The 14,590-nt window shown below is 67.3% G+C and carries 15 protein-coding genes; 8 read left to right on the top strand and 7 right to left on the bottom strand.

All coding sequences use genetic code 11. The features are described 5' to 3' along the window. The first annotated feature begins 2 nt into the window (after positions 1-2). The 4 genes from FOE78_RS17355 (at position 3) to FOE78_RS17340 (ending at position 4,206) form a co-directional block, all read left to right on the top strand. The gene (locus FOE78_RS17355; protein ID WP_143987409.1) at positions 3-809 is read left to right on the top strand and encodes a TrmH family RNA methyltransferase; all 807 of its coding nucleotides are present in this window, start codon (positions 3-5) and stop codon (positions 807-809) included. Positions 810-872: 63 nt separating this feature from the next. Then, positions 873-1,448, top strand: coding sequence for a DinB family protein (locus FOE78_RS17350; protein ID WP_143987408.1), 576 nt, complete (start codon positions 873-875; stop codon positions 1,446-1,448). A 2-nt stretch (positions 1,449-1,450) separates the two neighbouring features. After that, positions 1,451-2,821: a 6-phospho-beta-glucosidase gene (locus FOE78_RS17345; RefSeq protein ID WP_143987407.1), complete on the top strand. Its 1,371-nt coding sequence runs from the start codon at positions 1,451-1,453 to the stop codon at positions 2,819-2,821. After that, on the top strand, positions 2,818-4,206 hold the full coding sequence (locus FOE78_RS17340) for a sulfatase-like hydrolase/transferase (RefSeq protein ID WP_143987406.1): 1,389 nt from the start codon (positions 2,818-2,820) through the stop codon (positions 4,204-4,206). The genes FOE78_RS17345 and FOE78_RS17340 overlap by 4 nt, the downstream gene beginning before the upstream one ends. Positions 4,207-4,364: 158 nt before the next feature. Here the strand turns inward: FOE78_RS17340 and FOE78_RS17335 are convergent, their stop codons facing one another. Continuing rightward, positions 4,365-5,393 (bottom strand): beta-ketoacyl-ACP synthase III, encoded by a 1,029-nt coding sequence (locus FOE78_RS17335; protein WP_228265870.1) that lies wholly within the window; start codon positions 5,391-5,393, stop codon positions 4,365-4,367. Between the two features lie 58 nt (positions 5,394-5,451). Here FOE78_RS17335 and FOE78_RS17330 point away from each other — a divergent pair, with 58 nt between their 5' ends. Further along, on the top strand, positions 5,452-6,060 hold the full coding sequence (locus FOE78_RS17330) for a TetR/AcrR family transcriptional regulator (protein ID WP_143987405.1): 609 nt from the start codon (positions 5,452-5,454) through the stop codon (positions 6,058-6,060). A 5-nt stretch (positions 6,061-6,065) separates the two neighbouring features. Here FOE78_RS17330 and FOE78_RS17325 read toward each other — a convergent pair whose 3' ends face one another. The 6 genes from FOE78_RS17325 to FOE78_RS17300 form a co-directional block, all read right to left on the bottom strand. Next, positions 6,066-6,833, bottom strand: coding sequence for an aminoglycoside 3'-phosphotransferase (locus tag FOE78_RS17325; RefSeq protein WP_143987404.1), 768 nt, complete (start codon positions 6,831-6,833; stop codon positions 6,066-6,068). A 4-nt stretch (positions 6,834-6,837) separates the two neighbouring features. Then, positions 6,838-8,277 (bottom strand): acyl-CoA carboxylase subunit beta, encoded by a 1,440-nt coding sequence (locus FOE78_RS17320; protein WP_143987403.1) that lies wholly within the window; start codon positions 8,275-8,277, stop codon positions 6,838-6,840. Position 8,278: 1 nt separating this feature from the next. Then, positions 8,279-9,556 carry a beta-ketoacyl-[acyl-carrier-protein] synthase family protein gene (locus FOE78_RS17315; RefSeq protein ID WP_143987402.1) on the bottom strand — a complete coding sequence of 426 codons (1,278 nt, stop codon included), beginning with the start codon at positions 9,554-9,556 and terminating at the stop codon, positions 8,279-8,281. 120 nt (positions 9,557-9,676) lie between these two features. Further along, complete coding sequence (locus tag FOE78_RS17310; protein ID WP_143987401.1) at positions 9,677-9,922, bottom strand: acyl carrier protein; 246 nt, start codon at positions 9,920-9,922, stop codon at positions 9,677-9,679. 104 nt (positions 9,923-10,026) lie between these two features. Then, positions 10,027-11,244 (bottom strand): acyltransferase domain-containing protein, encoded by a 1,218-nt coding sequence (locus FOE78_RS17305; RefSeq protein WP_143987400.1) that lies wholly within the window; start codon positions 11,242-11,244, stop codon positions 10,027-10,029. Positions 11,245-11,412: 168 nt separating this feature from the next. After that, entirely contained in the window at positions 11,413-12,639 is a 1,227-nt protein-coding gene (locus FOE78_RS17300; RefSeq protein ID WP_143987399.1) for a PucR family transcriptional regulator, read from the bottom strand. A gap of 59 nt (positions 12,640-12,698) precedes the next feature. Here FOE78_RS17300 and FOE78_RS17295 point away from each other — a divergent pair, with 59 nt between their 5' ends. The 3 genes from FOE78_RS17295 (at position 12,699) to FOE78_RS17285 (ending at position 14,589) form a co-directional block, all read left to right on the top strand. Beyond that, positions 12,699-13,754, top strand: coding sequence for a PHP domain-containing protein (locus tag FOE78_RS17295; protein WP_228265869.1), 1,056 nt, complete (start codon positions 12,699-12,701; stop codon positions 13,752-13,754). A 137-nt stretch (positions 13,755-13,891) separates the two neighbouring features. Continuing rightward, a complete protein-coding gene (locus FOE78_RS17290; RefSeq protein ID WP_168207564.1) occupies positions 13,892-14,179 on the top strand; it encodes an AbrB/MazE/SpoVT family DNA-binding domain-containing protein in 288 nt (95 codons plus the stop codon). After that, the gene (locus tag FOE78_RS17285) at positions 14,176-14,589 is read left to right on the top strand and encodes a PIN domain-containing protein (protein ID WP_143987398.1); all 414 of its coding nucleotides are present in this window, start codon (positions 14,176-14,178) and stop codon (positions 14,587-14,589) included. The genes FOE78_RS17290 and FOE78_RS17285 overlap by 4 nt, the downstream gene beginning before the upstream one ends. Position 14,590 lies beyond the last annotated feature (1 nt).

The raw sequence follows: 14,590 nt of genomic DNA, 5'->3' as shown, positions 1-14,590 counted from the left end.
TCATGATCATCCCGATTTCGGATCCGGCCGACCGTCGGCTGGACGACTACGTACGGCTCCGTGACGTCAACCTGCGCAAGCATCTGGAGGCCGAACGCGGCCTCTTCATCGCCGAAGGGGAGAAGGTGATTCGACGGGCGGTCACGGCGGGCTATCCGCCGCGGTCGTTCCTGCTGGCCGAGCGGTGGTTGGATTCGTTGTCCGACGTACTGGTTGATCATGACGACGTACCGGTCTACCTGGTCACCGAGCAACTGGCCGAGGAGATCACCGGCTTCCACGTCCATCGCGGCGCGCTGGCCTCGCTGTATCGACAGCTGCGGCACGGTGTCGAAGACCTGCTTGGCTACGACCGGCTGGTGATCTTGGAAGACATCGTCGATCACGCCAACGTCGGCGCCATCCTGCGCAACGCCGCTGGGCTGGGTTGGCGGGGCGCGCTGCTGTCGCCGCGCTCGGCCGATCCGCTGTATCGGCGGTCGATCAAGGTCAGCATGGGGTCGGTGTTCTCGTTGCCCTGGGCGCGATTCGATGACTGGGGACGTGCGATCCCGCTGCTCAACGATCATGGTTTTTGCACGGTCGCGCTGGCGTTGACCGACGAAGCTGTTGATCTTGATCAGGTTCGTACGATGCTGACCGATCGACCCGGTCAGAAGGTGGCGGTCATGCTCGGCACCGAGGGGGCCGGCCTGTCCCGCAGCTGGATCGAGCGGGCCGAGGTCGTCGCGAAGGTCCCCATGCAGGAGGGCGTCGACTCGCTCAACGTCGCCGCGGCGAGCGCGATCGCCTGTTATGTGCTGAGGTAGCCGGGCCGATCGCTTGGAAGCAGAAGCGCGCGATGCTCCGGGCATCGCCGGTAGGTTGCTGACATGGACGAGAAGCAGACGCTGGCGTATTACCTGCAGCGGCAGCGCGATGCCCTGCTGTGGAAGCTGGACGGGTTGTCCGAGCGGCAGTTGCGGATGCCGTTGACGCCGACCGGGACCAACCTGCTCGGCGTGGTGAAGCACGTGATCAGCACCGAGGTCGAGTATCTCGGCGCTGTCTTCGACCGACCTTTCGCCGAGCCGTTGCCATGGATGGATCCGCAAGCCGAGCCCAACTCCGACATGTGGGCGACCGAAGATCAAACAGTCGATTGGGTACGAGATTTCGGCCGGCGGGCGTGGGCGCACGCCGATGCGACCATCGACGCTCTTGATCTTGATGCGCCCGGTCTGGTGCCCTGGTGGCCGCCGGAGCGACGAAACACCACCCTGCACACGGTGCTGGTGCACGTGATTGCGGAGGAGGCACGGCACGCCGGACAGCTGGACATCGTCCGCGAATTGACCGACGGGGCCGCCGGCATGTCGACGGCCCACTCCAACATGCCCGACCTCGGCGATCAGGACTGGTCGGACTACACCGCCCGGTTGCGGCGGCTGGCCGAGAGCTTCGACTGATCATGAAGCTCTGCATCCTCGGCGGCGGTGGATTCCGTACGCCGTTCGTCTGGCAGGCGTTGCTACGCGACACCGAGACCCCGCGGGTGGACCGGGTTGCCCTGTACGACGCCGATCCGGCCCGGCAGTCGACCATGATCAAGATCTTGAACCAGCTGGCTGCCGAATTTCCGAGCCCGCCCACACTGGAAGCCGCCGACGACCTCGACAGTGCCCTGCAGTGCAGTGATTTCGTGTTTGCCGCCATCCGGGTCGGCGGAGTGCACGGTCGGCAGCTGGACGAACACATCGCTCTTGATCTTGGGGTGTTGGGGCAGGAGACCACCGGGCCGGGCGGGATCGCGTACGCGTTACGGACGCTGCCGGTGATGATCGACATCGCCCGACGGATCAAGCAAGTGGCACCCGACGCGTACCTGCTGAACTTCACCAACCCGGCCGGCATCATCACCGAAGCCCTGCAAGCCGAACTCGGTGACCGAGTGGTCGGAATCTGCGACACTCCGTCCGAGCTGGGCCGCCGGGTGGCCGGCATCCTCGGCCATGATCATGATCAGCTCCAGCTCGACTACGTCGGGCTCAACCACCTCGGCTGGATGCGTCGGATCCTGGTTCGCGGCCGGGACGTGCTGCCCGAGCTGCTGGCCGATGATCATCTTCTCGCCCAACTGGAGGAGGCGACGATCTTCGGCCCGGACTGGCTGCGGGCGCTGGGCATGATTCCTAACGAATACCTGTACTACTACGACTTCACCCGCGAAGCGGTGGCCAAGATCATCGGCTCCGGCCCGACCCGGGGAGACTTCCTGGCGGAGACGCAGTCCGCCTTCTATCGCGAGGCTGCTGCGGCCGAGTCGCCGGCGACGAGTTGGCAGCGGGCGGTGGATCGGCGCGAGGCGAGCTATATGGCCGAGGCCAAGGGCGGATCACAGGGCGCACCGGCCACGGATCATGATCATCATCCCGCTGCCGACCCGGGCCAGCTGGGTTATGCCGGGGTCGCTCTGGCCGTGATGCAAGCGATCAGCCGGGATCAACGATCGACGGCGATCCTCAACGTCCGCAATCGCGGCACCGTCGCCGGACTGGCCGCCGACGCCGTGGTGGAGGTGCCCACCATGATCGACGCCAACGGCGTCCATTCGCTGGTCTTGGATCGACAGCCGGGACTGCGCGAACTCGGGCTGATGCAGCAGGTCAAGGCCGTCGAACGACACGTCATCACCGCAGTCCGAGAAGGTTCGCGAACAGAAGCACTGCTGGCGTTCGCCCTGCACCCGTTGGTTGACTCGGTGTCGGTGGCGGATAAATTGCTCGATCGCTACTGCGAGCACCATCCACAACTGCACGACCTGTTCGAAGGACGACGATGACCGAATTCAGCGCCCTCAACCGTCGCCGGGCCGAGCGGCCGAGCATGCCGCCGGTGATCGTCTTCCTCACCGATCAACAACGCTGGGACGCCACCGGGATCGGCGGCAACCCGGTCGAGTTGACGCCCAATCTTGATCATGCTGCCCGATCCGGCACCTGGTTCGACAACGCGCATACCCCGCAGCCGCTCTGCACCCCGGCCAGATCCTGTTTGCAGACAGGGAATTTCGCCACCACCAACGGCGTGCACCGCAACGGTCTGAATCTGGCCACCGACGCCGACACCCTGGCCAAGCGGTTCGGTGCGGCCGGCTACCGCACCGGCTACCTCGGCAAGTGGCATCTCGCCGACCCCGGTTCCAAGGGGCCGGTGCGGCCGGAGCAGCGCGGCGGCTACGACGACTGGCTGGCCGCCAACGCACTCGAGCACACCTCGGACTCGTACTCGACCCGGCTCTACGACAACGACGGTGAGCCGGTCGACCTGCCCGGCTACCGGATCGACGCGCTCACCGACGCCGCGATCCGTTACCTGGTTGACCATCAGCACGAACCGTTCCTGCTGTTCCTGTCCTTCCTGGAGCCGCATCACCAGAATCGGCGAGACGACTACCCGGCGCCGGAGGTGTATCGCGACCGCTATCACGGCAGCTGGCTGCCGCCGGATCTGGCCAGCCTGCACGGAACCACGTTCCAGCAGATCGGCGGCTACTACGGGATGATCAAGCGGATGGACGAGGCGTACGGCCGGCTGCTGGACGCGTTGCGCAGCCTCGGCCTGTACGACGAGACGATCACCGTCTTCAGTTCTGATCATGGTTGTCACTTCAAGACCCGCAACAGCGAGTACAAGCGCTCGGTGCACGACGGCTCCACCCGGGTGCCGCTGATGATCAGGGGACCGCGGGTGCCGCGCGGCCGGGTGGTCGAGGACGTGGTCAGCACCGTCGGACTGCCGGCCACCTTGTACGAGTTGGCCGGAATCGACGCCCCGGTGGGGATTCAGCCGTCCCTGGTGCCCGCGATGCATTCGGCCGAACGGCCGGCGGGGGAGGCGTTCATTCAGGTCAGCGAGTCCGAGACCGCACGCGCGATCCGGACCCAGCGGTGGAAGTACGGCATCCAGGCACCGGATGCGGATCCGAAGGATGCCGGCAGTGATCACTACGTCGAGCGATATCTCTACGACCTCGAGGCGGACCCGTACGAACTGAACAATCTGGTCGGCCTACCGTCCCACCGCGAGCTCAGTGATCATCTGCGCGATCGGCTGCTGGCCTGGATGAAGACCGCCGGCGAACCCGAACCGGTGATCGACAACGCCGTCACCAGCCAGCAGGGCCGCGGCCAACTCGACGTCCAACCCCACGAAATCTCGATGTGACTTCCGATCGTCACCGCAGAGCAGCGGCGTCTTACTCGGGGAACGCACCCGCGGCCGCGTATGCCGCCGGTCGCGGAGCGGCCGAGTGGAGATGATTTGTGGAAGCGGCCACGCCCGGGGGTCCGGGGGTCGCCCCCCGCGTGAGCGAAGCGAACAAATCAAACTCGGGGGGTGTGGGCGACCAGGCCGGCGTAGGCGAAGCCGCCGCCGAAGGCGAACAGCAGGAACGGGGTGTCGGCGGGGAGTTCGCCGGCCTGCCACATCTTGGCGAAGGCCAGCGGGATGGAGGCCGCCGAGGTGTTGCCGGAGGTGACCACGTCGGTGGCGACGATCTTGTCGGCCAGTCCGAGCTGTCGGGCCAGCGGCTCGATGATCCGGAGATTGGCCTGGTGGCTGAAGAGTCCGCCGAGATCCTCGAGCTGAAAACCGGCGTTGGTTACGGTCTTGCTGGCGTAACCCGCGGCCTCGGAGATCGCCCACTTGAAGACCTGCTTGCCGTCCTGGACGAACTTGTTCGTTGGCGGCTCGATCACGACGGCGTCGGTCAGGTCCGGCTCGGTGCCCCAGGTGACCGGACTGATCCGAGGCCGGTCGGAACGGCGCAGAACCAACGCGCCGGCTCCGTCGGCGATCAGGATGCAGGTGCTGCGGTCGGTCCAGTCGGTGACGGCACTCAGTTTCTCCGAGGCGATCACCAGCGCGGTGGTGGCGGTGCCGGCCTGGATCGCCTGGTCGGCGATCGCCAGCGCATGCACGAATCCGGAACAGGCCACGTTGATGTCCATCGCCACCGGCGACGGCGTGCCGAGATTCTTCGACACCCGGCCGGCGGTGTTGGGGGAGCGCTGGTCCGAGGTGCAGGTCGCGACCACGATCAGATCGACCGCCGCGGCGGTGACGCCGGCGTTGTCCAAGGCATCCTGGGCGGCGGCGGTGGCCATCATCGGGACCGTCTCGTCGTCGCCGGCGATCCGGCGTTCGCGAATCCCGGTCCGCTGCCGGATCCATTCGTCGTTGGTCTCGACCATGCCTTCGAGGTCATGGTTGCTGAGCACCCGGGCCGGCTGATAGTAGCCGGCGCCGATGATCTCGGAGCCGTGCCGCGTCGGTTGCGGGACCTCGGCCGCGGTTCCCGTGCCGGGAACGGACTGCGTCGACGGCTCGTTGGCCGGGATGTCATCGGTCACGACGCGGAGTTTAGCGTACGCCCGTTCTCTAAAATATTCCCTGCGTTAATCTTTAGCTGTGAGTCCACGACGTTCGGCAGCGCAGGCGCAGCAGACCCGGCACCTCATCGTCGCCGCGGGAGTGGACATCGCCTCGACCGAGGGCTTGGACGCCATCACCCTGGGCCGGCTGGCCGACGAACTGGCGATGAGCAAGTCCGGTGTGATCGGGCATTTCGGCAACAAGCTGGATCTCCAGCTCGGTGTGCTCAACGAGGCGGTGCGGATCTATCGGCGCGAGGTGATCCTGCCGGCCGCCCACGCCCCAGCCGGCCTGCCCCGGCTGCGGGCGCTGGTCGACGCCTGGATCTCCCATCTGGAACGCGGCGTCTTTCCCGGCGGCTGCTTCTTCACCCAGGTGACCACCGACTACGACGGCCGGCCCGGGCCGGTGCACGACGTCGCCCGGCGGCTCACCGACGACTGGCGGACCTACCTGGCCGAACAGATCGAGGTCGCGATCGGCGACGGTTCGTTCGCCCCCGACACCGACGTCGAGCAAGTGATCTTCGAGGCCACCGGGCTGATGCTCTCGCTCAACCACGCCATGCAACTTGATCTTGATCCGAAGGCGATCCAGCACGCCCGGATCGGCTTCAACCGGTTGATCAACGCCTGCATGTCCTGACGGCCTCAGGTGGCGTCCCAGAGCCTGCGGTAGTAGGCGATCCGGTCGACGTCCGGCTCTACTCCGTACGCGGCCAGCAGTTCGTCCTCGTTGGCCGGCTCGAAATTCCAGCTCAGGCTGTAGGTCGCGATCGCCAGGTCCGCCCAGCGGTCACCGACGCCGAGGCTGCCGAGATCAACATGACCGGCGCAGCGGCCGTCGTCGCCGATCAGGGTGTTGGGCGAGCACGCGTCGCCGTGGCAGACGACGAGTTGATCTTCCGGTGGTGCCTGCTCGATCAGCACCTGGTCCTCGGGCTTCTTGATCTTGGTCGCCCGGTCGGCGATCCGCCACGACCACGGGCAGTCCGCGACCGGAAGGTGATCATGAAATCGACGCAGGCCGGCGCCGATAGCGCGGGCGGCGGTGAGCGGGTCGGCCTTCCAGCGTGGAGCAATCGCCGACTGGGCAGGGATTCCGGCCGTGTGCATCCAGGTCGACGTGGCCGAGTCGCGGCCGACGCCGAGTACCTCGGGAACCGTCACCGATGTGCGGGCCCAGCGCAGTTTCTCGGCCTCCAGTTCGAGGTCGACCTCCTCGTGGTCGGCACCCCACTTCACGTATTCCGTGTGATCACCGCGGTCGATTCGATAGGTGCGACCGTGCACGCCATTGGCCCAGATCCAGCGGATCGGTGCGCCGGCGGCCAGGTCGGCCACCACCGGCGGCACTTCGTCGGCGGTGACGGCGCGGTCCGGATCGAAGGAGAGATCCGATGAGATCGAGGTCGCCATCGGTTCAGAGCGGGATGTTGCCGTGCTGTCCGCGGGCACCCGTGTCGGCGTCGGCGATCGCGGCCGCGATCGCCGTACGGGTCCCGGACGGCGAGACGATCTCGTCCACCACACCGATCTCTACCGCCTTCTCCACGCCGCCGGCGATCCGATCGTGTTCGGCGGCCAACTCGGCCTCCACCTGCGGACGCAGATCCTCCGGGGTCGCGGCCAGCTTGCGCCGATGCAGGATCCGGACCGCGGCCACCGAGCCCATCACCGCCACCTGGGCGCCGGGCCAGGCGAACACCTTGGTGGCGCCCAACGAGCGAGAGTTCATCGCAATGTAGGCACCGCCGTACGCCTTGCGGGTGACCACGGTGACTCGCGGCACCACCGCCTCGCTGAACGCATGCAGCAGTTTGGCGCCACGACGCACCACGCCGTCCCATTCCTGGCCCACACCGGGCAGGTAACCGGGCACGTCGACCAGCACCACCACCGGCACCCCGAAGGCATCGCACATCCGGACGAACCGGGCGGCCTTCTCGGCGCTGAGCGAGTCCAGGCAGCCACCCAACCGGAGCGGATTGTTGGCGATCACGCCGACGGTCCGACCACCGAGCCGGCCGAAGGCGACGGTGATGTTGGGGGCCCAGCGGGCGTGCAGTTCGATCATCGAGCCGTCGTCCAGCAACGCCTCCAGCACCGGGTGCACGTCGTAGGCGCGTTTGGCCGACTCCGGCAACAGGGCAGCAAGATCAACATCGGCGACGTTGCGATCGACCGCGCCCTGGTCGGACAGCAGCCCGATCAACGTACGGGCTCTGGTCAACGCATCGGCCTCGTCGTCGGCGACCACGTGCACGACGCCGGAGCGGCGGCCGTGGGTGTCCGGGCCGCCGAGCCGGAGCATGTTGACGTCCTCGCCGGTGACCGAGCGGACCACATCCGGGCCGGTGACGAAGATGCGGCCCTCCGGCCCCAGGATCACGATGTCGGTCAGCGCCGGGCCGTACGCGGCACCGCCGGCGGCCGGGCCAAGCACGACGGAGATCTGCGGGATCTTGCCGGAGGCGTGCGTCATCGCGTTGAAGATCTTGCCGACGGCGTCCAGTGAGAGCACGCCCTCCTGCAACCGAGCGCCACCGGCGTGCCAGATGCCGATGATCGGCAGCTGCTTCTGCAACGCCAGTTGATAGGCGCGCACCACGGCGGCACAGCCGTCGTTGCCCATCGCGCCACCGGACATGGTGGCGTCCGAGCAGAACGCGACCACCGGGTTGCCGTCGATCGTGCCGGTCGCGGCGAGCATGCCGCAGCCGTCGTCCTCGGTGATCAGCTCCGGACTGCCCTCGTCGAGCAGAGCCGCCAGTCGCAGATTCGGGTTGCGCGGATCGAGCTCACGAGGGAGCTTCGTCTGGTCTTGATCCGGCACGCCGTGATCGCGAACGACGGCTGTCATCTCAATCTCCCGCGGTGCCGTCGGTCGACGAGGCGTACCGATTCGTGAAGGCGAGGGCGACGTTGTGCCCACCGAAACCGAAGGAGTTGTTGATCCCGGCCAGGTCGCCGCTCGGCAGCTCCCGAGCGGTGGTGGCGATGTCGATGCCCAGCCCGGGCTCCGGGTTCTCCAGGTTGATGGTCGGCGGGACGATCCGATTGCGCAGCGCCAGCAGGGTGGCCAGCGACTCCAGCGCCCCGGCGCCGCCGAGCAGGTGCCCGGTCATCGACTTGGTAGCGGTGACGATCGCGCTGGTGTCCTCGCCGAGGGCGAAACGGATCGAGGTTGCCTCGGCCGGATCACCGGTCGGCGTCGACGTGGCGTGGGCGTTCACGTGCACGATGTCGGTCGGCGCCAGTTCGGCTTCCCGCAGCGCCAGCTTCATGGCCCGACCCTGGCTCAACCCGGTCGGATCCGGCTGGACGATGTCGTAGGCGTCGGAGGTGGTGCCGGCACCGGCGAACTCGCCGTAGATCCGGGCACCGCGAGCCTGTGCGTGCTCCAGCGATTCCAGGATGAAGATCGCCGCGCCCTCGGCCAGTACGAAGCCGTCCCGGTCCCGGTCGAAGGGCCGGGAGGCGAGCTGCGGCTCGTCGTTGCGCCGGCTGGTGGCCTGCATCTGACTGAAGGCGTTGATCGGCAGCGGATGAATCACCGACTCCGAACCGCCCGCGACGACCACGTCGGCCCGGCCGAGCCGGATCAGGTCCAGGCCGAGAGCCAGGGCCTCGTTGCTGGTGGCGCAGGCCGAGATCGGGGTGTGAGCGCCGGCCTGGGCACCCAACCGCATGCTGACCTGGGCGGCCCCGGCATTGCCCATCAACATCGGCACGGTCAGTGGGCTGACCCGGCGCAGGCCTTTCTCCTTCTGCACATCCCACTGGCCGAGCAGGGTGTGCATGCCGCCGATCCCGGAGCCGATGCTGGTGGCCAGCCGCTCCCGGTCGACCGGATTGTCCTCGCCGAACCCGTACCCGGCGTCGGCCCAGGCCTGATTGGCCGCGATGATCGCCAACTGAGCAAAGCGATCCAGCCGGCGAGCCTCGACCCGATCCAGCACCTCCGACGGGTCGACGGCCAGCTGACCGGCGATCCGCGACGGCAGGTCCTTGGCCCAGTCCGCCTCGATCGGGCGGACACCGGATTTGCCGGCGACCATTCCAGCCCAGGTGGATTCCACGTCGCCGCCGAGGGGAGTGGTGGCTCCCAGGCCGGTGACGACTACGGGTTTGGAGGACATCAGCGAGAACTCCTCGATTGTGCTGAAGGTACGCCGAACGACGCCGGCGGGATGGACTTGTACCCAGGCCGCCGGCGTCCGGAACGTGCCGCCGGACGCCGACGATGAGCTCGTGCCGGATCAGGCAGCGGCGCGCTCGATGTAGGCGACGGCGTCACCGACGGTCTTGAGGTTCTTGGCCTCTTCGTCGGGAATGCTGACGCCGAACTTCTCCTCGGCGGCGTAGATGATCTCGACCATCGAGAGCGAGTCGACGTCAAGATCATCGGTGAAGGACTTGTCCAGCTGGACGTCGTCGGCCGGCACGCCGGCGACCTCGTTGACGATGTCGGCCAGGTCGCTGCGGATCTCTTCGGTGGTTGCCATCTGGGGTGTTCTCCCTTGTGTTGTTGATCTTGCCTGTGTTTGTGGACCGGGTGGTCCGAGTTCAGTTGTTGATCACGTACGGGCTGTTGGCTCGTTCATGATCATCAGCGGGTTACCTCGGTTGCGTCCGAGGTCTCGACAACCGGATGCAATCGGAGCAGTGGTTGGCCGGGTGAGACGGGATCGCCGTCCTCGGCCAGCCATTCGGTGATGATGCCACCGTGCGGCGCACTGATCGGGATCTCCTCGCGGAGATTCTTCACCGCGCCGATGGTGCTGTGTTGCGGCAGCACGCTGCCGGTGGCCAGATCGTCGGTCCGGATGAACTGACCCTTGCCCGGGGAGACGATCAATCGCCAGGTCGGGTTCGCGTTGATCTGGCCCCAGCTGCTCGCATCGGCGTGTTTGCGAACGAATTCGGCGGCCTCGCCGAGCTGGTCCGGAGTGTTCAACGCGAACACCTCGACACCCTTGAGATTGCGCTTGGCAATGCCGGTTAGGGTGCCGGCCGGTGGGATCTCCAGCAGGCCGGTGACGCCGAGGTCGGCCATCGTCTGCATGCACAGGTCCCAGCGAACCGGTGAGGACACCTGGCGCACCAAGCGCTGCAGCACCTCGACGCCGTCATGCACCACCTGGCCGTCGGCATTGGACAGCAATCGGGTGCGCGGGTCGTGGGTCGAGATGGCCCGGGCCAGATCCTGCAGATGCTGAACGGCCGGCGCCATGTGCCGGGTGTGGAAAGCGCCGGCGACGCTGAGCTCGATCAGGCGGGCCCGGGCCGGCGGATCGGCGGCCAGTTCCTTCAGCTGGGCGATCGTGCCGGCGGCGACGATCTGGCCGCGCCCGTTGTTGTTGGCGGCGGTCAGGTCGTGGTCCTCGATCTTGCTCAGCACCTCGTCCGGGTTGCCGCCGATCACCGCGGTCATCGAGGTCGGGGTGGTGGCGCTGGCCGCCGCCATCGCCTTGCCCCGTTCGCGAACCAGCACCATCGCCTGCTCGGCGGTCAGCACCCCGACGCCGGCCGCTGCGGTGATCTCACCGACCGAGTGGCCGGCGGCGACACCGATCGAGCGATAGGCGTCGGCCGGATGCGGGAAGAGTTCGAGTGCGGCCAGCAGGCCGGCGGCGACCAGCAGCGGCTGGGCGATCGCGGTGTCGCGGATGGTCTCGGCGTCGGCTTCCGAGCCGTAATGCGCCAGGTCGAGCCCGCTCACCGCCGACAGCCAGTCGAGTCGCTCGGCGAAGGATGACTCAGCGATCCACGGCTTGAGGAATCCCGGCGTTTGGGCACCCTGGCCGGGCGCGACAATGGCGAGCACGGGACAACTCTTCCGTGCCGACCCGTCCGCAGTCGCGCAGCGACACCACGAATCTCTTGATGTCGAGTTGTCAGATCCCTACAAAGACGCGACCAGTACGTGAACAGGTCTGCACTCCGGGTGGTTCGGCCGGCTCGAAATCCGGCTTGTGCTGGACCGTTGCCGGCGTCAGGTGCCGGGGCGGCCGTCGGCGGGCAGCAGGCGACCCAGCGTGACGGCGAGCCGAAGCACGTACGCGTCCCGGGGATCGGTGGGGCTGTAGCCGGAGACCTCCTGGATCCGCTTCAACCGATACCGAACGGTGTTGGCGTGCACGAACAACGCCCGCGCGGTCGCCTCGACGCTGGCACCGTTGTCGAGGAAGACGACCAGGGTCTCCAGCAGTCCACTGCCGGCATCGGCGAGCGGGGTGTAGATCAACCGGGCCAGGGCGCGGCGAGCGTGTCCGTCGCCGGACAGTGCCCGCTCGGGCAGCAACTCGTCGGCGCGTACGGGGCGGGGTGCGTCCGGCCAACCGGCGGCCGCTCGATAGCCCGACAGTGCGGCCCGGGTGCTCCGGGTGGCGTCGGCGAGATGATCGACCGGCGGCCCGATCACGATCGGGCCCGGGCCGAAGATGCCCGCGAAGCGTTCCACCGTGCGACTGGCGAACTCCGGATCGGCGATGTCGCCGCCACCGAGCACCACCAGCAGCCGATCACCCTGGACCGCGCCGAGCATGTCGATGCCGGCCTTCGCGCACTCGTGCCGGATGCTCTCGATCGCCACGGTCGGCTCGTCCTCGGGTTCGGCGCCGACCACGACCACGACGTCGGCCGAGGAGCGCCACCCCAGCGCCGAGGCCCGGGACAGCACCGTCTCGTCGGTCTCACCCCGGATCACCGCGTCCGCGACCAGTGCCTCCAGTCGGGCATCCCAGGCGCCTCGCAACTCGGCGGCCCGGGCGTAGATCTCGGCCGCGGTGAAGGCGACCTCGCGGCTGTACTGCATCATGGCTGCCTGCAGCACCGGCCGGTCCGCGCGGGGCATCAACTCGTCGATCTGCTTCTCGGCGACCTCGATCGTGGTCCGCACCAACTCGACCGTCTGGTAGAGCGAGATCTTCTTGGCCAGCTCCCGGGGCGCCGAACCGAAGACGTCGGCAGTGGACGGCCGGGACGGTTCCGGATCGGCGAACCAGTGCACGAAACCGTCGATGCCGGCCTGCGCGACCAGGGTGATCCAGGACCGGTGCTTGGCGTCGAGCTCGGAGAACCAGGCGTGCCGGTGTTCCATCTCGGCAACCGCCGCGGTGGTCATCGCGCCGGACACTTCGGCCATCCGCTTGGCGATCGCGGCCCGGGTCTTGGCCGACGGCAACAGCGACTTGCTGATGCCACGAGGGGTTGCCGCCATGCAGCGCAGCGTATTCCCTTGCGTAGGCTGCACAGGAACCGAGGTGAGGAGGAAGCGGAGTGGCCCGTCCTGAGACCGGCAAGATCGGCACCGATGATCATCCGGGTGCGGTGGCCGCCCTGCGCGAGATCGGCTTCTGGCTTGAACGTTCGCGTGCCGACACTCACCGGGTCCGCGCCTACCGCCGCGCCGCCGATGCCGTCGAAAGCCTGTCGCCGGCCGCGTTCGATGATCATCGGGGGCGCAAGAGCTGGGCCGAGCTCGGCGGCATCGGGCCGAAGACGGCCGCGGTGATCATCGAAGCAGAGCAGGGTGAACTGCCCGCATCGCTGGCCAAGCTGCGCGACGCCGCGACCCCGCTGGCCACCGGTGGTGATCAACTTCGACCGGCGCTCCGCGGCGATCTGCATGTGCACTCGGATTGGTCCGATGGTGGCAGTCCGCTGGCGGAGATGATGATCACCGCGCGCGATCTCGGCCACGAGTACTGCGCGATCACCGATCACTCGCCTCGGCTCAAGGTGGCCCGCGGTCTCAGCGCCGAGCGTCTGCGCGAGCAGCTCGCGGTGGTACGTGATCTTGGTCGCGAACTGGAGCCGTTCGTGATCTTGCAGGGGATCGAGGTCGACATCCTGTCCGACGGGTCCCTCGATCAGGAGAAGGACCTGCTGGCCGAGTTGGACGTGGTGGTGGCCAGCGTGCATTCGGAGTTGCGGTCGGACTCGGAGTCGATGACGCACCGGATGGTGGCCGCGATCGCCAACCCGCGGGTGAACGTGCTCGGCCACTGCACCGGCCGGCTGATCGAAGGGGAGCGGGGCACCAGGCCGGAGTCGGTGTTCGACGCCGAGGTGGTGTTCGAGGCGTGCCGGCAGTTCAACACCGCGGTGGAGATCAACTCCCGCCCGGAGCGCCGCGACCCGCCGATGCGGCTACTGAAACTCGCGTACGAGATGGGCTGTCTGTTCAGCATCGACACCGACGCGCACGCTCCGGGCCAGCTGGACTTCCTGTCCTACGGTTGCGAACGCGCCGAGCAGGCAGGCATCGAGCCGGACCGGATCCTCAACACGTGGCCGGTCGACCGACTCCGCGATTGGTGCCGCACGAGCTGACAATGCGCCAGGATTTGACCCTCTCGGCGGCCGGACGTCGGCCACAACCTCGGTGGCGAACTCGATTTGGCTACCGCTCGCACCACGATCGGCGTACCGTCCGTGGTAAGGAGTAGCGCCAGATGTAAGGAGTAGCGATGTCGACCGCAACCATGACCAGCAAGGGGCAGATCACCGTGCCCAAGGACATCCGGGACGAGCTGAAACTGGTGCCCGGCTCGAAACTGATGTTCGTCCGGGTCGGCCCGGGCGATGTCAGAATCGTTGCCCGGACCGGGAAGCTGTCCGATCTGAAGGGCATCCTGCATCGGCCGGGGCAGCGGGCGATGTCGATCGAGGAGATGAACGACGCGATCGCGGACGCGGCCGCTGAGAGTGGCATGGCGGGACTCGATGCTGACCAGTCCGACTCGCAGCTGAAATGATCGGATTCGATACCAACGTCCTGGTCAGGTTCTTCGTCGACGCCGATCCAGAGCAGCATGCAGCTGCGGTCCAGGCGGTCGGGCGACTTTCGCCCGAACGGCCCGGGTTCATCACCCAAGTGGTGATGGTTGAGCTCTACTGGGTGCTCTCGCGCGTCTATCGCTACCCGAAGTCCGCCTGTCTTGCCGTCGTCCGCGCATTGGTGGAGAACGAGTCGTTGGAATTCGACGATGGTGAGGGCGTGGTCAGGGCGTTGACTCTGGCCGAAGCGGGCGCGGACTTCGCCGACGCACTCATCCAGGGCGCACTGGAACTCTTCAGCATCGACGAGATGATCACGTTCGACCGAGCTGCGTCGAAGAAGCTCGGCTGGCGGTTGCTGGCCGCCGAGCACGCAAATGCGCGGTGAC

The sequence above is a fragment of the Microlunatus elymi genome (assembly GCF_007362775.1).
In the GTDB taxonomy this organism is placed as follows: Bacteria; Actinomycetota; Actinomycetes; order Propionibacteriales; family Propionibacteriaceae; genus Microlunatus; species Microlunatus elymi.
Note: the sequence above shows the minus strand (reverse complement) of the source record. Positions and strands in the feature narration are given on the sequence as shown.